Genomic DNA, 19,148 nt, shown 5'->3' on the forward strand with positions numbered 1-19,148 from the left:
CGACGGCAGCCCACGTCCCCCCACAATCCCGCTTCTCGTGGCGCCCATCTCGGCCCACGCCGTACCCCATACGCGAATGTTGCGCACACGCACCCAGAAGCGAACGCTCCTTATAGGGCGATGATAGAGGATTCTGGTTATCTGGAGAAAAAGTCGCCATCAAGAATAGACTTTAATCCAGTAAGCTCCGCGATCACAAGGGCGCGCTCCCTGGTCGGGGCACCTCCCTGATACTGGTCAAGGATATAGCTGATCATCATCGTCATCGCAAGGCGCTCATCAGGCGTGATCGGGAGCATGATAGTGATACTCTGGCTATACTGCTCCAGACTGCTCATGATCCTACCATGAAGCGCCTGCAGTGCTCTTAGCGCCACATTGCGCTCTGCTGTCGGCTCCATGTTTTCCCAGGCATAGCGGCGGTATATCTGGATATAATCCATCAAATGTTGCGCTTGCTTAGATGTCAGACTGAGGCCACGCGGGAGCGGTGAATTGTTCATGCTAGCGCTCTTCTCCCATAGGCTGCATGAAAAACATAGGAGGCGTGCAACGTCTCCCACTCCTCGGCTACGTTCTGTACCCAGGCATCAAATTGCTCTGGCCTCATCTGTGCCTGGCTGCAATAGGCTCCCTTCAGCGCGCCGAAAGCACTCAACACGTTCGCCTTGAGCATTGATCCGACATGTCCTCCCCAGACCCCTAACGGCGCAGGAATATGGTGGATCTCGACATTCTGCAATCCCGCATCGATGAGCAACTGGCCCAGTTGAGATACCATGCCCATGTCAAAGCCGCGCTCTTTGCTGCGATCCCCCATCCACTCAAGGAGCCGAGCGGTCTCTGCTCCGGCATTCTTGATTGTGACCCCGATTTCCAGGACCTCGATCCAGCCACCAGGACGCGTCACGCGGATGAGCTCATCGATGACAGAAGGCCAATTGGCAGTCGGGATAGCCGCAACCAGCAGCCGTTGATGGACGAACTCAAACTGTTTCTCTGGAAATGGCAGCCCTTGCAAGATATTTCCGAGCATAAGCGTGTACGCCGCCGTTGATGAATACTGAAAGGATGAGGATGAGACATCCAGACCAGTAATATGTGCCTTTGGGAAGAGGCGGCTCATCTCAACCGGCCAGATACCTGTGCCGGTACCGACATCGAGTATCGTGTCCGTTTCTGGTTTGAGTGGTGCCAGATAGTGGTTGCCGATAGCAGCATAGAGCGCGCGATGTTGAAAATTCAGACGGGAATCCTCTTCTGCATCCTTGGGTAAGAAATACGGCGCATGTGTCAGGCGCTCGCGATCATCGACAGAGATAGAGGTAGAGTTCACAGGCTGTTGTGCCGCGACCTGCTCCACGGGCAGCTCACGGCGACGGCGGGAAAAAGGCCATAGGGTACGACTCATAGTAACAGTCCTTTCGGAGAAGAACTCATGAGCCTATGATGCAGACATTACAGTGAGAAAATAAAATCGTATTCTGCACCCATATGCCCATTGGAAACGATATAGATAGCATATATTGCACATATACATACTACGACACAAAATCGCGCATGTAAACGTGCTCAAAAAGTGGGACTCGGATCATTGTAAAAATCATAACCATTCAGATTATCTGCATAAAAGCGATAAAAAAATGATGGAACACCAGCACACCCTTCCGGTTGCTGGTGTTCCATCCATGCTTTACGGTTTGCGTTCCAGCAGAATGGCGGGGACCTGGCGGGTCATCTTCTCCAGCAGTTCGGCGAGGGAGGGTATCTTCTGGATCTGGATGCGGCCGAGGCGCTCCGCCTCCGCGCTGTCGAGGACGACGGCGCGGGCCGCGAACTTCTCGCTGCCAACCTCAACGGTTACATCGGGATGTGCCAGCAGGTTGTGATACCAGGCAGGATTGGTCGGCGCGCCCCTGTTGCCGGCGAAAATGTAGATCTGCCCACCTTCAGACAGATAGACCAGCGGAGTGGTACGCTGCTGACCGCTCTTCGCGCCCGTCGTTGTCAGCAGCAGTACTGGAGCATCCGCCAGGTAACCGCCAACCTTGCCCCCATTGGCACGGAACTCTTCGATGACCTGACGATCCAACTCTTTCACATCATGTATCTCGGGCATAAATTCTCCTCATGCTATAGCATTATATGTGTATCCTGAACGTTCCTCACAAGAAACGCCGCGCCAGACGATCACCGTTCGTTCTTGAAGTAATGACCCTGATCGAGATCCTCCAGAAGTGGAGGATGCTCTGGTTTCCACCCCAGCAACTCACGGGTCAGCGCGCTCGACGTCGGGTTATCGGCGGCGAGGAAGGTCCCCAGCCAGCTGAAGTGCTCGCCCGCATCCTCGGGAGAGACGGAGACCAGCGGGAGATCGAGATGGCGACCAATCACCTCGGCGATGGCGCGCACCGGCACGCCCTCGTCCGCAACGCCGTGCAGAACCGATCCTGCTGGAGCCTTCTCCAGTGCCAGGCGGAACAGGTGCGCGGCATCGATCCGGCGCACAGCAGGCCAGCGGTTGGACCCATCGCCGATGTAGCCGGAAACGCCTTTGGCGCGCGCGATGTTGATGAGAGTCGCCATAAAACCATGGTCATCCTCACCATGAACCGAGGGGGATAGTCGCACGACCGACGAGCGCACACCACGCTTCGCCAGCGCAAGCACCGCATTCTCCGATACGAGGCGGGGTGCGGTCACCCCTGCGTCGGCCACTACCTTCTCCGTCCCGAGCTGTCCCGGTGGGAGCAAGAACGTAAGCATAAATGTTCCCGAGGTGATCACGAACGGCTTATTGGAGCCCTCAAGTGCCGCGCCGATCGTCTCAACGGCACGCAGATCCGTCTGCGCGGCCGCCACGTAATCCGAGAAGTCATGGTTATACGCGAGGTGGATAACGCCGTCCGAGGCGGACGCACCACTGCGCAGGCTGTCGAGATCATCAAGCGAGCCGCGCTGCACATCCGCGCCGGCGGCGGTCAACGACGCGGCCGCTGCATCCGAGCGCGCCAGACCAAGAACCTGGTGCCCCGCCTCGATCAACTCGCGAACGACGGCGGAGCCGATAAAACCGGTCGCGCCGGTGACAAAAACTCTCATAGAAATTCCTCCAGTAGATATGGCTCAGGGGCTGCGGTGATATGACCGCGCCCATTGTCTATCCCCAGTAGCGACATATTGTTGCAAAGACATCAACCTGTTACAATAGATAGTGTAAAACCGGTCGCCACGCCGGACAAGCATCAATAGTGACCTTTTGTTATTTATGCAACACGGAGGGGAAAATGTCGCACGAAGAACAGACCGACCTGCGCGTTCGGCGCACCCATAAATTCCTGCAAGAAGCGATGGTCGAACTGATCAACGAGAAAGGGTTCGAGGCCATCACGGTGGGCGATATCGCCGAACGCGCCATGATCAACCGGGCCACGTTCTATCGCCATTACCAGGATAAATACGACCTGGTGGCAAAGATCTTCGAGGAGACCGTCAATTACCTGGTAGAGAAACTGCTGCCCATACACAAAGACAAGAATAGTGCTACGCAAAACACACCGGAGATCTGGGTACAATTCTTTGAGCACGTGGCTGAACATGACCGCCTCTACAGGGCCATGCTGGGAAAAAACGGGAGTCCGTGGTTCGCGGACAGGATGCGCGAGTACACCATAAAGATCTTGCTTGAGAGCCAGAAACAGTTGAAACAGCAGATAGCACCCAGCCAACCGATCGATCCCATAATGCCCTCGGAACTGCCGGTCACGCAGCTCTCATATGTTCTGATCGGCACCATCGTCTGGTGGCTGGAGAGCGAAAAACGCTATACGCCCCTACAAATGGCTACCTGGTTTCACCGCTTCGCCTTTTATGGCTACCTCGCGGTCCTCGGCTATGAGGTTCAAGTGCCACGGATGCAGGCTGTTAGATAGAGAGCTTAATGTGCTATACCAGGCATTGCTGCAAGCGATCGTTGAGGAAGCGCGCCAGCAGGAAGAGATCATCAGCGTCCTGCTGACCGGCTCGGTTGCCAGAGGCGATGCCGTGGAGGGGACCGACCTGGATCTGATGGGGAGTAGCCAGCATGCGTAAAGAAAAAGACGGGCCCCCCAGCGGAGCATGTGAACGTCGCTCGACACGAAAATGGACCCGTAGGCGGCATAGGATTGCGGCCTAACAGATACGTCTCTTCATCGAAAAAGCAGCAATCCGGCCTTGGGCATGCCGCTCTGTTGGAGTACGATATGGTGGCTTCTGCATGGTAATAGGATCGCTTTTCTCGCTTTTTAGGAACGATATCGTACGTAAACAGGTGCGGCATGCCCAAGGCCGGATTGCTGCTTTTCTGACATTATACGTATCGACAAGCGCGCAATCCTATGCCGCCTACAACGATACATTTCCGTGTTATGACAAACGATTTTTACCCCTTTTTATTTCTTTAAAAATCATACCCGGGGACGGGCCGCTTCGCGGCAAGCCGGGGCGAGCCCGGCACCTACGGCGGTGACGGGCCCACCATTTATGATACGGCGGGTTCGGGTGGCGCGGCGGTGGGAGCTTTGCGGGCGGCTATGCGGCGCGCCATGCTGCGGTTGGCGGCGCTCCAGGCACGGATGAAGAGCCAGCCAGCGACGATGGCGACACCGGCCATACAGATCCACATGATAACGAGGGCCGACCCGGTATTGGTGTTGCTGGTGAATGCCTGTCCGAAGCCCGCCAGCCAGTCCTGACTGGCCGCCTCGACCGCGAAGACCTGGGGACCATAGTAGAGCGTGGCACCCAGCACCAGGAAGATAGTCACCAGACGATAGGCCCGCACGTCATCGTCGGCGCGGCGCGAGAGCTTGGTGGCCAGCGCCAGCAGCAACAGCAGGGCAGCGATCGGTCCCGTGATGGGAAGCGCCGAAGCGGCCACGATGTTGGGCTGGAAGAAGATCCAGCTTAGCGCGAACGTGACCAGCAGCAAGGCATCACGCATGAGGAGATAGGACATCCACCAGACGTCCGCCCCCAGGCGCAGGCCGCAGCGCCTGAGCGTACGCAGGACATAGGGACGGCCAAGATGGAGGATAAGGGTCATCGTCCACAGAGCCGGTAGAAAAGCTACGATGGTACTGACCATCCATTGCGCGCCGCCCTGCACCAGGGCCTGTGTGATCGCGTTGGATACATCCGTCGGTTTCATTGCATCGCTCCTTGTTATGGAAGTACGCTGTGGCGTACGCTATCAATATGCTATCTATGGCAAGCAGGTTACGCGAACAATCATCACTCGGCGGTCGTGGCATCCGGTGCTTCCGCGCGCCCGCCGGTTTTGAGGGTGTAGTACGTCGCTATCGCACCCATGATGGCCAGCAGCACGACCGAGACATACGCGAGATTAACCGCCCAGCCAGGATTGGTGTTGGTGACCAGAAATTTGCTGACGCCCGCCAGCGGGCCCGTGGCAACGCTATTGAACTGCACGCCGAAGACATAAGGGATAAAGTATAAGAGCGCGCCAATTCCCAGCAGGATGGTGGTCAGGCGGAAATCGCGCAGGTCGTTGTCGGGATCGCCCATGAGCTTGACCAGCAGCACGCCAAAGAGCGCAGCGGCCGCCAGTCCACCCGTAAGCGGCAGGGCATCGGTCGTGATGACATCCGGGAAAAAGAACATAAAGCTCATGACGACACCCGAGACGATGAGCAGATCGCGCAGGGCCGCGTAGATCAGCCAGAGCAGGTCGGCGCCCAGGCGGAGCGTAAAGCGATCAATCATATCCAGGATATAGGGGCGGCCCAGGTGCAATCCCAGGATAGCCAGCCAGAAGATGGGGAGGACGGCGGCCAGCGTTCCCTCCAGGAATTGCTCTCCGCCTGCGTTCACTCCAGAGATAATAGCATTGGTCAGATCTTGCGGTGACATAATCATAACTCCTGCAACACTATGCGCGCCCGGTGGATGCGCCACGGACCCGTTCTTGCGTAATCACATTGATGGTAGGACAGCGATAGCTGAGATCACAGCGCAGGCAGCGACCGGCTTCGCGCCGCGCCTGCTCCTCGGTAAATCCACTGGCGAACTCGGTGGAGCGCTCACGGGCGACAGCTGGCGACTGAAATGGCATCACCTCACGTGGCGTGGGACGCAGATCCAGTGTCACGGAACCATCAGCGGGCAGCATCGAGGCCGTAAGATTGTCAGGGATGGTGCTCACCGTCGCGGGCGAGAGCTTACGTAGATAAACATGGATGGAGCGGGCGGCCTTGCGTCCATGGGCGGCGGCGTGAATGATGGTTTTAGGACCATAGGTGATGTCGCCGGCGGCAAAGATACCGGGCGCGCTGGTAGCCAGCGTCTCGCTGTTCACCAGCAGGCCACCCCATGCATTCATCTGGATGCTGGTCCCCTCTGGCAGAAACGAGGGATCGGGCGCCTCACCAATGGCGACCAGTACCACATCCGCCTGCACATCGTGTTCCGAGTCCGGAACAGCTACGGGCACGCGGCGTCCCTGTGCATCGGGCTCACTCAACTGCATATGCTGGCAACGGATGCTCCGTACCGACGTCGTTCCCTGAATGGAGACTGGCGCCACCAGTTCCCGCAAGACGATACCTTCAGCCAGAGCCGCCGTGATCTCGTCCTTCTGCGCAGGCATCTCGGCACGCGTGCGCCGGTAGAGGATCTGGACCGTCTCCGCGCCCGCGCGCAAGGCCGAGCGTGCCGCGTCCATAGCGGTACTGCCGCCGCCAACCACCACGACATTCCCTGTGAGACGCGTCTCGGACTCCAGGTTAAACCGTTTCAGGAAAATGGTAGCGGGGATAACGCCTTTGAGCTCCTCACCAGCGATGCCCAGACGCTGGCTGCGCTGCGCGCCTACGGCCAGCAGAACAGCCTGGAAGTCTCGTCGCAGATCATCAAGGGAGAGATCACGGCCGATGGCTGTGTTCAGGCGGATCTCAACACCTAGTTCGCGAATAGCGTCGATATCCCGGTTGAGTTCCGCACGGGGTAGTCGGTACTCGGGGATGCCGATCGCCATCATGCCGCCCGCCACAGGCATGGCATCAAAGACCGTCACCGGGTAGCCACGGCGAGCAAGATAGTAGGCCGCGCTCAACCCCGTTGGACCGGCCCCAACGATAGCGATGCGCTCCCTGCGGGCGTCCTTCGGTTTAGGAAGCTGGCGCTTCACAGGCGTCGCATGATCGCTGGCGAAGCGCTTCAAATCGCGGATAGCGATCGGCGCATCGAACTCGCCCCGCCGACAGACATCCTCACAAGGAGCTGTACAGACACGACCGCAAATGGCCGGGAATGGATTGGGCTCGGCCGCCACCCGCAAAGCCTCATCGTAGCGTCCCTCAGCGATCAAGCTGACGTACAGGCCCGCGTTGGTGCCAACGGGACAGGCCGCCTCACAGGGAGCGCGCAGATCCTCTTTACGCTCTCCCAGCCAGGAGCGCCAACTCTGCCAGGTCTCGCGCCGCTCAGAGACACGCCAGCCATGCTCCTCGCCCCAGGGGATATCACCGGGCGCCTCTGGTGACGCCCGCGTATAGGCGTCAAGAGGCTGCCAGCCCTCCTCCGGCGGCAGATAGGTCACGGGACCGCGCCGGGCATAAGACACCTCGGCGGCGCCGGCAATGGTAATGGCGTTGGTGGGGCATTCCTGCGCGCATACCTGGCAACCGATACAGGCCGCAACCTGAACCGGCTTCAACATCATCCAAGACCGCTGCGCCCCCTCGCCAGGGATCGGGCTCAACCGCTCCTGACGACCTCCGATCTCCCCCTCACCCGCCGGACGCGTCATATCCAGGCAACGCACAGGGCAAAGATCCATACAGATACCACAGTTGATACAGGTCTGATCATCGACCTGAAATCGATAGGCCATCTTGACCTCCTACTCAAATGCTGTGTGTCCGCGTTCCTTTCTAACTGATGCAACAAGCAGGACCGCTTATTGGGAAGCGTAACCTATACTTCTCACAAATAAGTCACAGACTAAAAGTAAGGAGTCACATATTATTCATCTTTATCTATCAGCATAAAAATGCTCATGGCGCCAATTTACCCCGAGGAAAACATATGAGTTAAACCTTGCATACCGCCTGCGTCTTTTCTCTTCTCTGTTCGTCTATACATAGAGCGTGTCTGATTCCCGTCACTCTGGGGGCACATGAGTGCCCCCGCCCGCGCGGCTACTGCGCAGCCGCACTGGTTTTATATGTTGGTGCATCGGGTGCGCGGATGCGCACCCGATGCACCAACATATAAAAAGATGGTGAGCTCGCCGAAATCAAAAGCTCATGAGGAAAAGAGGCGCGCATGACGCAAGTGGCCTGCGGCCTGCATTATTTTCGTGCCTGCGATGCTCAACAGCTCTTTGGTTGTTGGTGCACCAGGGGCGCGAATGCGCCCCTGGTGCACCAACAACCAAAACCGGTGCGGTCGCGTCAGCGGACGCCTGTGCGGGGGCGCGCAAGTGCCCCCAACATGATGGGAGTTTGACACGTTCATACAAAAGATGATCAGCTAGCAGCGGGAGACAATGACAGTCATGAGAGAAACACTAACGGATCGGCAAAAGCAGCCCCTTTCCACTGAAATGGCCTGGTACGCGCTTCACGAGCCGCTGAAAAACTTTATTCGCCAGCGCGTCAGCGACGAAGCAAACGTTGAAGATCTGCTGCAAGATATTTTCTTGAAGATCCATACCCACATCGCCTCACTACAGGCTGAAGAGAAGCTTGAGAGCTGGGTCTACCAGATCGCCCGCCATCGCATCATCGATTATTACCGCACGCGGACGCCAGGGATGACACTTGAAGAGGTGAGCGAGTCAGATATGCAGCTGGCATATAGCGAGATACCTGAAGAGGACGTGCGAGCACAGATCATTCCTTCCATGATGGCGATGCTGCTCAACCTGCCGGAGCCATATCGCCAGGCGCTCTACCTGACCGATTACAAGGGGCTATCACAAAAAGAGCTGGCAAGCCGGCTGGGCATCTCGGTATCGGGAGCAAAATCACGCGTCCAGCGCGCCCGTGAGAAACTACGCCAGATGTTGCTCGATTGCTGCCACTTCGAGTTCGACCGCCTCGGGCGTCTGATCGACTACCAGCCACGCTGCACCTGCTGTGAGCCACAAAGCGCCCTCATACAAGTCTCCGTTCCGCGTTAAGTTCGGTGGAGAGCCAGCAAGGCTTGCGTCCTTTTAGCATGATCGCCGTCTATACCAGCAGTAAAGTACACAGATGAGCGCGATGCAATAATGCATTGCCAGGAAAGGATGCAAGGAATGAATAACACAGTACCAGAAGATGGAGAGCAGCTGCGAGCCGCCGTACGCGAGAGATATAGCCGTTCCGTCGGCCCGCTCCTCGCCAACCAACCGAACAGCGCCAATAGCTGCTGCTCATCCGATTGCTGCACTCCACCATCTACACAGGACGTCCGAGATACAACCAGTACTGACTGCTGTAGCACTGACTGCTGTAGCACCAGCCAGGCAGATCCCATCACAGGCGATCTCTATAACGCGGCCGAGCTGGGCACGCTACCAATCGCGGCAGTGCTGGCCTCACGCGGATGTGGCAATCCTACGGCGCTGGCGGAGCTCAAAGAAGGGGAGAAAGTGCTCGACCTGGGGAGCGGTGGCGGCATCGACGTCCTGCTCTCAGCCCGGCGCGTGGGTCCAGGCGGTTTCGCTTATGGACTGGATATGACAGATGATATGCTCGCCATCGCCGAGCGCAACCGACAGGAAGCTGGCATCCAGAACGTGCAGTTTCTCAAGGGCATCATCGAAGATATCCCACTGCCGAACGACAGTATCGACGTCATCATCTCCAACTGCGTCATCAACCTGGCGGCGGATAAAGGCCAGGTGCTACGCGAAGCCCAGCGCGTGCTGGTCCCCGGTGGACGCTTCGCCGTCTCCGACATCATCTTCCAGGGACAGATCCCGCCCGCGCTGCGCTCCGATTTAGAGTCCTGGGCCGGCTGCATAGCTGGCGCGCTGGAGGAGAACGTCTATCGCCAGCTCCTCCAACAGGCTGGCTTCACAGACATCGAGGTCGAGGTAACGCGCCGCTATACACTGGAGGAGATCGCCGCGGGTGGCGCCCGCGCGTCCATCGCAGTCCTGAACGAGGAGGAGCGGCGGCAAACGGAGGGCAAGTTCGTCAGCGCCTTTATCCGTGCCCGCAAACCAGCAAAGCAGGTGTAGCCGCCGTCCCGGTTATCCAGTCAGGGCAGGCCGGGACTACGCTTTACCCAGATCAAAATATTTCTCGCAGTAGGCCGCGACCTGGTCCAGCGCACGTTCTCCTTCGAGGAAGGCCGCGGGAAATAGTTGCCAGCCATGGCACACGTCAGACCAGCTTAACGCGTGCGCCCGCGCTCAAGGAGTGCGGGCCCGCTCCATTATATTGATTGAATAAAGTGAGAAGGGGTAAAAAGTGTTGACAGGAGTATGCAATCAATGAAAAAGCTCTTCAATTCCAATAGGGATGGAACAGTTCAATAAAGGCCAACCAGAGCAGTGGCTGAGTGTCATACTGATCACAATAACCATAACTGGTGCCAGGATACCGATCACGGAGAAGCCAAGCCCCCAGTTAGCCCGTATTCTGTGGGTAAATGATTTGCGACCAAACAGGGATAAGAGAAGACCAATAAGTGCGAATGGTGGACTGAAGAGATAGATAAAATTGACAAAGAAAAAACTGACCGCGCCGAAGACATATCCGGCAGTGGCCAGTCCTGCATATGGATCTGGTACGGGTTTCTGCTCACCAGCGTTTGCCCTGATCGATTGGAGACTCACGCCCCAAAACGTTATCATTGCTGACGTCCACATAGGGATGCTCACAGAGGGAAAATCATGATAGACACATGCACCCAATACGAAGACTACAATAACAATTGCAAAAGTGAAGAGTACTTGTCTTTTCATCGGCAATCTGGCGCTTCTTACCTCCCTGTTTGCACATATAATATAGAAAATAGAAGCGCTACTCCTGTTCGTCGTATTTTTCTTAAAGATGAGTATATCAGAAGCGTTTTGAATAAGCGAGCAGTAATACGCATTAATCCAGGACGATATAGTGATTATTTTGTGATGTCCTCAACTGGTTTGTGAGTCAAATGAGAAGTCTGCACGGCATAGTATCCATATATAGTACAGAAAGGACAAAACCATGCTAGGCGAACTCACCCAGGACCAGATCGATCGCTTACTAAGCAGCCAGACCTTCGGGCGCATTGGTATCTCCGATCAGAACAGGGTCTACATCATTCCCATTAACTATATTTTTGACGGCACCTACGTATATGCGCACAGCCTACCGGGCAACAAGCTGCAACTGATGCGCAGCCATCCAGAGGTATGCCTGCAGGTAGACAAAATCAAGGACGGCTCAACCTGGCAGAGTGCCCTGGCCTGGGGCACCTTTCAGGAACTATCGGGAGATGAGGCCGCGAAGGTCTGCCACCAGCTCGGCCGACAGTTCACCAGCCTGATCGCCAGTGGCTACGCCCTCCACGAGATGCGCGCAAGTGATAATCACGGCATGCCCCGCGCGATCATCATTTACCGCATCAAGCTCAGCGAAAAGACGGGACGCTTTGAACAGCCCGAAGAGGCCGAAGTCTAGGCCGCCGGGCTGCCAAATACCATAGAAAGACCCCACCGGGACCGCAAGGACGCGTCCCATCGATCATTACCTATGTAGGTGCGCCCCTTGCGGGCAATACATTCAACTTAAGGGACCAAAAGCACGGCTTATCATGCCAATGTGAGCTTAAAAGCGTCAGATTGTACGCCTTCTTTTCGCTAAAGTTGAAAGTATTGCCCGCAAGGGGCAATACTTTCAACTTTAGAGCAAGCAACAAGAAAAACGGAGAAGCTTCCCGCAAAGGATGGACGCGTCCCCTCATACGATCATGTCCCCGTAGGCGGCATAGGATTGCGGCCTAGTTGACACGCAGAATGCATAAAAGCAGCAATCCGGCCTTGTGCATGCCGCACCCGTTCACGTACGATATCGTTCCTAAAAAGCGAGAAAAGCGTTCCTATGACCATGCAGAATTCGGCATATCGTACGTCAACAGAGCGGCATGCACAAGGCCGGATTGCTGCTTTTCAGAAGAAATACCGTATTGGAAAGGCCGCAATCCTATGCCGCCTACAGGGATACCTCTTCGTGTCAAGGAACGTTTCGATGCTCCACTGGACCTCTCGCGTTTCCTGTTGCCTGTGCTAAATTGAATGTATTGCCCCTTGCGGGCGCTTGCCGCGAAGCTGAGCGCGCACATTCCACCAACAATAACGTCTTTCCCTACAAGAGCCACATCAACACCAAAGCTTGCCATCCCTTGATTCTTTCTTCTCGGGGAACGGTTCCATGTTTAAAGAGACGTATGCGCCGGGGTACGGGGCCGCTTCGCGCCCAAGCCGGGGCAAGCCCGGCACCTACGACAGGGGCATTTGCGTTTTCATGTTACCTTTCTCTTTGCAAAAAATGGTGGATACCCGATCCTGTTCGCCAGGGCTGTTATCGCCATACCGTCTATAAGCGATAAAGAATGTAACAGCGAAAAACATTACGATGCAATGTGCTTCATTTATTGAAAAGCGTGTTTTAAAATCGCAATTATAATAAAAGAGTGGTGAATAGCATTTCCATCACCACACGTAGATATGTCTTGTATCCTTATTGTGAATAGGAGCGATCAAATGCGGTATGCTCTTTTTCGTCTGCTTCTGGCGTTGCTCTGTAGTGCTATGCTGATGACATCCGGGGTTGCATTTGCACATGAGCAGCGGCTCCCGCCAGGCGCATTTTCGCCGGGTCGGTTCCCTCCAGGTCGGTTCCCTCCGGGCAACGTTCAACAGGGCAATTTACAGCAAAATGGCTTTATCATCGTACAAACCCAGACATCAATGGTGCCCACCAGCGCTGCCGCGGACCTGGCTGTTACCTGTCCGGCGGGCAGGATCGCCACTGGCGGAGGTGGCGCGATCGGTACTGGTGGCATCCAGGGAGGATCAATTACCACGACCGGACCATTTCCCGCCGCCAACTTAAACGATCCCACCGGTTGGCATGTGATTGTGACAAATCTGACGGGTGCCGCTCAGCCAGTAACAGCCTGGGTCCTGTGCGTACGCACCAGTTAAAATCACTCGATCAAATACACAGAAGGCCTGCTAGTTGCTCTATACTCGTAGCTAGCGGGCATTCTTTTTATTATTGATGCTGACCTCGACATGAGGTCCGCTTATACATCCATGCTGTCTATGGCGTTGATTATTTGTGGCGACCAATATGTCTAATGTAATCGGTTGAGATGGGAGATTTTAGCGCGTATTGGAGAGACGGCTATACATATTGTGGCGAGGTGAGAGATCAGAGCGAGAAACCAGTTCACAAAGGAGCGATGTACCATGGCTGTATCGACTATAAATCTTTTAGAGCAGGTGCTCAACTACGCCAATCGCGCCAACCCCTATCCGATTTATGCCAGGATGCGCGAGCATCCGGTCCAGCGACAGGCGGATGGCCGCTATATTGTGAGCAGCTACGCCCTGGTGGATGCGGTCTTCCACAATCCACAGATGAGCGTGGATATGCGCAAGAGCAACGAGCCGGGCATCCGTTTAGAGCAGGAGGAGCCGCCCTTCGTCTTTCTCGATCCCCCCAAACATGATTGGTTGCGCCAGCTGGTGGCGAGCAAGTTTACGCCCGGGTTGATCGATAGCATGCAGCCGCGACTGGAGGAGATTGTCGCGGAACTGCTGAACGCGCAGAGCGCCAGTCAGCGCATGGATATCGTGGATGACCTGGCTTATCCATTGCCGGTGACCGCCATTTGCGAGCTGCTCGGCGTGCCGCGCGCCGACGAACCCAGGTTCCACACCTGGTCCCGCATGCTCATCAAGGGCACCCATCTTGGCAAAGATGCCGCCGCCGCGCAAGAGGCCAGACAGGGGAGGGACGCGCTCAACCAGTATATGGGAGAGCTGATCGATAAGCTGCAGCGCCAGCCGGGTCCCGGACTGCTCTCGGCCATCATTCACGACACTGGCCACGAGAAGCACATGAGTAGAGCCGAGCTAATCACAACGGCTACGCTACTGCTGATCGCCGGGCACGAAACCACGGTCAACCTGATCACCAACAGCATGCTCACGCTCCTGCGCCATCCGCAGGCGTTTGAGCTGCTGCGCCGTCAACCTGAAGAGGTTCTCCCCAACCTGATCGAGGAGGTGCTGCGCTACGAGCCGCCCGTGCAATTTACGCTGCGCACGCCGCTGATCGATGTCACGCTGGGCGGGGTGAAGATCCCCAAAGGGGCCATCGTCATGGTCATGACCGCGGCGGCCAACCGCGATCCGGCCCGGTTTGAGAATCCCGATCGCTTTGATCCACAGCGCCAGAACATCGAGCACTTCGGCTTTGGTGGTGGCATCCACTACTGTCTGGGAGCGCCCCTGGCAAGGCTCGAAACCTATATCGCCCTCAGGTCTCTGGCCCGGCGCCTGCAGAATCCCAGGCTGCTGCAGGACCCACCACCCTATCGCGAAAGCCCGATCCTGCGTGGCCCCCTCCACCTGCCCATCAGCTTTGAGCGCATGAACGTTGTATAGCCGATCGCTGCGCGGCAGGACAGGACAGGAAAGCAGTTAGCGTAGATCTGACAGCGGCAGACCCGTGCGGGCAACGACCAGTTCATTGAGCGCCCGCACCTGCCGCGATGGCTCATCAGCAGGTGCCGTGTGCGAGCTCTCCTCTGTAGATTTCTCTACAGAGCCAGGGAAAACGGTCCAGCGCACGATATCACTGACGCTGGACAACTCATACGTCGTCCCCGATGCATTCAAATTTTTATACATAGCAAACAGGCGCGCCTCTTCCCATTTCACCAGGCTACTACCCACCTGCGCCCCTTGTTCGGTGACTATTACATTGGGCTTGCTAACTTTGGAGCGCGACCAGAGAAACAGGAGCGCGACCAGCAGGAAAAGAAATATACAAGCGAACAGGAAATCATAAAATCGATTCCGTGAGATAACAATGAGTATGTCGCTACTCCAGGCACATAGTGCGGAAAGGACGACAAAATATATCACCATCATCACAATAATCCTGGCAAGGTGCCAGGTGTTTTGCGTTGCATGGGTGCGCATGGGTATCGTCACAGGCAGACCCAGGGCCGCCGGATTGGCGGTAGGCTGCTCAATGGCATCCCAGGCATGATCGCCGCTCGCCGCCGCGAAACGGCGTTGCTCGATCCGCCGCCAATAGGAGACGGCCTTTCTATTCGTAACATAGGAGAAAGCAAATTGCAGCAGAAGAAATAGGAAAAAGACAAGCATCCTGTTCCTGGCTAGAAACTCATCAAAGTGAGAAAATGACAGAAAAAAATCGACCGCAATACCCAACAAGAGAAGTACGTAGATAATAGCTGATAACAGGTAAAAAATATTGCTGCGCTGGGATGTCTTTAACTCAGGACTCCCTTTAATAGGACCTGTCGCAAAACCTTGCATTGGATATTCCTTCGTCATAAAGATTCACTATTTATTTGAGCTCAGAGTATGTAAGATCAATCATATCTCATAAACGCAACTTTGTCGCTGGTAACTTATTTAAGGCGGATTTCTTTGCGCAGATTGTAGAGCGGCAGTCCGGTGCGGGCGACCACCAGGGCGTTAAGCGACTGAAGCTGCTGCTGATACTCTGGCAGGGGGATATCAAGTGTCATCCGAAGGAGGCCAGGGGGCGATCATGAGGATGCTTTCATTTGAACCTATCGGAGGCAGTCGGTTCAAATGAAAGCGAGTGAGGGCGCTTTAGCTTAGCCTTTGGACTTCACCTCGATGGACTGATTGATCTCCCAGACGTTGCCCTCGGGATCGGCAAAGTGCGCGGTGCGCAGTCCCCAGTGCTGATCGATGGGAGGCTTGAGAAAGGTGACGCCTCTGGCCTTGAACGCTTCATAGGCGGCGTCGACATCTTCAACACCGGCGGCGAACAGGCCACGTGGTCCGCCATCCGCTTTGAGCTCGCTGACATCCACGCCAATCAGTTCGGCCGCCGATGAAACGTCCAGCAGGAGAAAATAGAGGTCGCCGAGTTGAAAGGTGGCGGAAACAGCGTCGCTAAAGGTCATCTTCAGCCCGAGCGTGTCGCGATAAAACCCTATGCAGGTGACCAGATCACGTACAAACACAACGGTCGCATCTATCCTGTTAATCATTATGTTACCTCTTCTTAATTGGTCGAGCCGGCACCTACGCTCATAGAAGTTGAGGTAGGGTGCCGTGTCATGGGCCAGCGAGATGCTCGACGAAGATTAATGTAACACAGGATAATGCATAAAACTTCTTCTATCTTGCTCTCTTACTGTCAGGAATGGAATTCGGAGATGACTTCGATGGAGCCAATAATCTGATGGTTGAACTCGTCCAGGTCCTCGGCGGGTATCCAGTATTCCAGGTGCAGCGCGCCGCCGACCCGATGCACTTCGTAGCGATCCAGGAACGCTTTTGCAACTTGAAAACGCGTCACATAACCCGAGTGGCCGTCGCGCGCATTCCAGTCCCGCGCGATCTGGGTCGCGTACTCCTCGTTCAAGACAGGATAGAAGATCGGTTGCCAGTACAGGCGTGGGGGAAAGGCATTCATACCACTCTGCTGAATCAAGGCCAGTTCCTCCTCCCCCACCGGGCGAAACAGCGTCACGACTTTACTCATGGTAGCTCCAATCTGTAGCATATGTTCATGCTATATCCTACACCACGCTATTTAACGCAGCAATACAGCAAACATCTTTGTGAGCAGGAAACCTTGAGCGTGCTATACTGATGTGGCAGCATGTAGAGAGATGAAGTAATACGCAGCAGACAGATTTGGAGAAAAGAGAGTACATGAGCGAAGAAGCAGCCCCGTACGATGCACTGGTGCAGAGACGGCAGGAGAATATCGGTCGATATTTCTGGCGTGCGCACCGCGCCTTTGTGGAGATATCGGTGCGCAAGATGGCGGCGCGCGGCCACAGCGGGCTGGCACCCGCCCACGCCACCCTTATCTCGCACATCGATACCCAGGGGACGCGCATCACGGCGCTGGCCGAGCGCATGTTTATCACCAAGCAAGCGGCGGGCCACCTGGTAGCGGACCTGGTGGAAAAGGGCTACATCGCCAGCGCACCCGATCCCAGCGACCGGCGTGCCGTGCTGGTCACCTTCACCGACATGGGCTGGCGCTTTCTGCAGGATGCCTATGAGCTCAAAGGCGAGATTGAAGCGGAGTTCACCGGCATCCTGGGTAAGGAACGCTATGAGCAGCTGCGCGAGACCCTCAACGATCTGCTCACCCACATCGAAGACGATCAAAAATCATAGCGCCGCAGCCACCAGAGCCTCGTTGACCTCGGACAGCGGAAGGTGGTCGCCGACGAGATCCGAGTAGAAGGCCAGTCTGATCCGCTGGTCGGGATCGATCAGGAAATCAGCTGGAATGCGATTGAAGTTGGAGCCATCCTCGTGAGCCAGCTGATAGCCGATCGCGGCGGCATCCTGAATCATCTGCTGCATCACCGGCGTCCCCATGCGAGCCATGCTGGCCTGCACCTTCTCCTGCGAAACCTCAACGCCGTAGAGATCATACAGCCGCGCGTCTGGATCGGCGATGATGGGGAACGGCACATCCTGCCTGGATGTCACGTGCTCTCTGATACTGCTCACCGGAGATTCAAAGACGGCCAGCACCTCTAATCCCCGCGCGTGCAGCTCCGGATAGCGCTGTATCAGTTGGTGGACGCGCAGATTGCACAGCGCGCAACCACCATTGCGCAAGAAAGACAGCAATACGAACCGGCCCGCGTAAACAGCCAGATCGATCTGTCCACCGAAAATGTCCTCCGCCTCAAAGTGAGGCGCAACCATCCCTGCCTGTAGCTTCATCAAGTGCTCCTTAATAGCTTTTCTTTACCCACAAATTAGACAACTATATTTACTATTTAATATAGTAAATATAGTTGTCTAATTTGTCAAGGCTGGGCAAACTCCTATCATTACAGAAGTCAGTGGCACCACACCTAACGGCGGAGGCTTATCGCTGTGCTCCAGCGCAATTGAAGATGCTGTGGTCTACCAATATGGCGCGAAATAAACTATGCTCATCTTATATATATAAGGAAAGAAGAAAAGGAGAAAAATTATTAAGATGAAGATTGCATTTTTTGGTGATATTCATGGGCAAGTTTATCACCTTCTGGCAGCGGTCCTTACCTGGCAAAAGCGATCGGATAGCGCGCTCGACATGGTAATTCAGGTAGGTGACTTTGGAGTGGAGCACCTGGAGAAAATGATCCAGAACAGGGATGTCTTTTTACGATACATCGCCAACAACCCTGCCCAGTTTGATTTCCTACGCATACTTTATGCACAGGAACATCTTGCAGCCCGGCTCAAAGAAATACGCCAGCAGATCCAAAGTCCCCTCTACTTCGTGCGAGGGGACCATGATGATGCGGCATGGCTGAGGCAATTATCACAGAACAGCCGGGAGCAAACCATCCCCATTGATGCATTTGATCTATTCCACTACATTCCTGATGGCACGATCCTCAATTGTGGAAGTGTGAAACTGGCCTGCTTTGGTGGAGTCGAGCATCCAGGGCGAGGGAAAGAAGGCACTGAGCATGATCCAACTGCGTTGACCACATTGCTAGCGAGCAAGAGTGACAAGGTGGATGTGCTCATCACGCATGAGCCACTTTATGGCTGCAGTACCGGCTTCTATGGTCAGACGCAGGGCTCGACGCAGGTCAGTAAGTTAATTGAAGCGCTCCAACCCCGCTACCACGTCGCCGGACATCTACACACAATGATCGGGCCACAACAGTATGGCTCAACAACCTCATTGGGATTGAACAAGCTTGGCGGTTTGAGCAGACCCCGGCAGTGTGAAACGTTGCCCACGCTGCGACAGGGTACCATGGCTCTGCTGGATACCGCTACAGCAACACTAGAATTTGTAACCGGCGATTGGTTGGCGGGCTTCAATCAAGAGTGTGAACGGATCGTTGAGTCGCTTGCATCATGTTTACATTAACCCGGCATCTCGTCG

21 protein-coding genes are annotated in these 19,148 nt (G+C 55.6%); 9 read left to right on the forward strand and 12 right to left on the reverse strand.

What is annotated here, in order from left to right; all coding sequences use genetic code 11:
• Positions 1-137 precede the first annotated feature (137 nt).
• The 4 genes from KTT_RS27115 to KTT_RS27130 all read right to left on the reverse strand — a co-directional run bounded on the left by KTT_RS27115 (position 138) and on the right by KTT_RS27130 (position 3,102).
• Positions 138-503, reverse strand: coding sequence for a hypothetical protein (locus KTT_RS27115; RefSeq protein WP_126600716.1), 366 nt, complete (start codon positions 501-503; stop codon positions 138-140).
• Entirely contained in the window at positions 500-1,411 is a 912-nt protein-coding gene (locus tag KTT_RS27120) for a class I SAM-dependent methyltransferase (RefSeq protein ID WP_126600719.1), read from the reverse strand. Before KTT_RS27120 ends, KTT_RS27115 begins: the two co-directional genes overlap by 4 nt.
• 282 nt (positions 1,412-1,693) lie before the next feature.
• A complete protein-coding gene (locus KTT_RS27125; protein ID WP_126600721.1) occupies positions 1,694-2,119 on the reverse strand; it encodes a nitroreductase/quinone reductase family protein in 426 nt (141 codons plus the stop codon).
• Between the two features lie 71 nt (positions 2,120-2,190).
• Positions 2,191-3,102, reverse strand: a complete 912-nt coding sequence (locus tag KTT_RS27130; RefSeq protein ID WP_126600723.1) for an SDR family oxidoreductase — start codon at positions 3,100-3,102, stop codon at positions 2,191-2,193.
• A gap of 185 nt (positions 3,103-3,287) precedes the next feature.
• Here KTT_RS27130 and KTT_RS27135 point away from each other — a divergent pair, with 185 nt between their 5' ends.
• Both KTT_RS27135 and KTT_RS27140 read left to right on the forward strand, forming a co-directional pair.
• Entirely contained in the window at positions 3,288-3,932 is a 645-nt protein-coding gene (locus KTT_RS27135) for a TetR/AcrR family transcriptional regulator (RefSeq protein ID WP_126600725.1), read from the forward strand.
• Between the two features lie 10 nt (positions 3,933-3,942).
• Positions 3,943-4,092 (forward strand): nucleotidyltransferase domain-containing protein, encoded by a 150-nt coding sequence (locus tag KTT_RS27140; RefSeq protein WP_160146162.1) that lies wholly within the window; start codon positions 3,943-3,945, stop codon positions 4,090-4,092.
• Between the two features lie 430 nt (positions 4,093-4,522).
• Here the strand turns inward: KTT_RS27140 and KTT_RS27145 are convergent, their stop codons facing one another.
• From KTT_RS27145 to KTT_RS27155, 3 genes are all read right to left on the reverse strand, one after another.
• A complete protein-coding gene (locus KTT_RS27145) occupies positions 4,523-5,191 on the reverse strand; it encodes a hypothetical protein (RefSeq protein ID WP_126600729.1) in 669 nt (222 codons plus the stop codon).
• An 83-nt stretch (positions 5,192-5,274) separates the two neighbouring features.
• Entirely contained in the window at positions 5,275-5,913 is a 639-nt protein-coding gene (locus KTT_RS27150) for a hypothetical protein (protein WP_126600731.1), read from the reverse strand.
• A gap of 19 nt (positions 5,914-5,932) precedes the next feature.
• Entirely contained in the window at positions 5,933-7,894 is a 1,962-nt protein-coding gene (locus tag KTT_RS27155) for an FAD-dependent oxidoreductase (RefSeq protein WP_126600733.1), read from the reverse strand.
• A 666-nt stretch (positions 7,895-8,560) separates the two neighbouring features.
• Here KTT_RS27155 and sigZ point away from each other — a divergent pair.
• Both sigZ and arsM read left to right on the forward strand, forming a co-directional pair.
• A complete protein-coding gene (gene sigZ, locus KTT_RS27160; RefSeq protein WP_126600735.1) occupies positions 8,561-9,187 on the forward strand; it encodes an RNA polymerase sigma factor SigZ in 627 nt (208 codons plus the stop codon).
• A gap of 117 nt (positions 9,188-9,304) precedes the next feature.
• Positions 9,305-10,234, forward strand: a complete 930-nt coding sequence (gene arsM / locus KTT_RS27165) for an arsenite methyltransferase (RefSeq protein WP_126600737.1) — start codon at positions 9,305-9,307, stop codon at positions 10,232-10,234.
• A 252-nt stretch (positions 10,235-10,486) separates the two neighbouring features.
• Here arsM and KTT_RS27170 read toward each other — a convergent pair whose 3' ends face one another.
• Entirely contained in the window at positions 10,487-10,963 is a 477-nt protein-coding gene (locus KTT_RS27170; RefSeq protein ID WP_126600739.1) for a hypothetical protein, read from the reverse strand.
• Between the two features lie 244 nt (positions 10,964-11,207).
• Here KTT_RS27170 and KTT_RS27175 point away from each other — a divergent pair, with 244 nt between their 5' ends.
• The 3 genes from KTT_RS27175 to KTT_RS27185 all read left to right on the forward strand — a co-directional run bounded on the left by KTT_RS27175 (position 11,208) and on the right by KTT_RS27185 (position 14,659).
• Positions 11,208-11,663 (forward strand): pyridoxamine 5'-phosphate oxidase family protein, encoded by a 456-nt coding sequence (locus KTT_RS27175; protein ID WP_126600741.1) that lies wholly within the window; start codon positions 11,208-11,210, stop codon positions 11,661-11,663.
• A gap of 1,082 nt (positions 11,664-12,745) precedes the next feature.
• Positions 12,746-13,189, forward strand: coding sequence for a hypothetical protein (locus KTT_RS27180; protein WP_126600743.1), 444 nt, complete (start codon positions 12,746-12,748; stop codon positions 13,187-13,189).
• Positions 13,190-13,456: 267 nt separating this feature from the next.
• Entirely contained in the window at positions 13,457-14,659 is a 1,203-nt protein-coding gene (locus KTT_RS27185; RefSeq protein WP_126600745.1) for a cytochrome P450, read from the forward strand.
• A 36-nt stretch (positions 14,660-14,695) separates the two neighbouring features.
• Here KTT_RS27185 and KTT_RS27190 read toward each other — a convergent pair whose 3' ends face one another.
• The 3 genes from KTT_RS27190 to KTT_RS27200 form a co-directional block, all read right to left on the reverse strand.
• Entirely contained in the window at positions 14,696-15,562 is an 867-nt protein-coding gene (locus tag KTT_RS27190) for a hypothetical protein (protein ID WP_126600747.1), read from the reverse strand.
• 308 nt (positions 15,563-15,870) lie between these two features.
• Positions 15,871-16,272: a VOC family protein gene (locus KTT_RS27195; RefSeq protein WP_126600749.1), complete on the reverse strand. Its 402-nt coding sequence runs from the start codon at positions 16,270-16,272 to the stop codon at positions 15,871-15,873.
• Between the two features lie 149 nt (positions 16,273-16,421).
• Positions 16,422-16,790 carry a hypothetical protein gene (locus tag KTT_RS27200; RefSeq protein ID WP_235845888.1) on the reverse strand — a complete coding sequence of 123 codons (369 nt, stop codon included), beginning with the start codon at positions 16,788-16,790 and terminating at the stop codon, positions 16,422-16,424.
• A 152-nt stretch (positions 16,791-16,942) separates the two neighbouring features.
• On the opposite strand from KTT_RS27200, the gene KTT_RS27205 reads away from it, so the two are divergent.
• Positions 16,943-17,419, forward strand: a complete 477-nt coding sequence (locus KTT_RS27205; protein ID WP_126600751.1) for a MarR family winged helix-turn-helix transcriptional regulator — start codon at positions 16,943-16,945, stop codon at positions 17,417-17,419.
• Here KTT_RS27205 and KTT_RS27210 read toward each other — a convergent pair.
• The gene (locus tag KTT_RS27210) at positions 17,414-17,980 is read right to left on the reverse strand and encodes a redoxin domain-containing protein (protein ID WP_126600754.1); all 567 of its coding nucleotides are present in this window, start codon (positions 17,978-17,980) and stop codon (positions 17,414-17,416) included. The genes KTT_RS27205 and KTT_RS27210 overlap by 6 nt on opposite strands.
• Positions 17,981-18,242: 262 nt before the next feature.
• Here KTT_RS27210 and KTT_RS27215 point away from each other — a divergent pair, with 262 nt between their 5' ends.
• On the forward strand, positions 18,243-19,133 hold the full coding sequence (locus KTT_RS27215; RefSeq protein ID WP_126600756.1) for a metallophosphoesterase family protein: 891 nt from the start codon (positions 18,243-18,245) through the stop codon (positions 19,131-19,133).
• The last annotated feature ends 15 nt before the right edge of the window (positions 19,134-19,148 follow it).

Origin of the sequence: Dictyobacter aurantiacus (assembly GCF_003967515.1) — a bacterium.
Lineage (GTDB): Bacteria > Chloroflexota > Ktedonobacteria > Ktedonobacterales > Ktedonobacteraceae > Dictyobacter > Dictyobacter aurantiacus.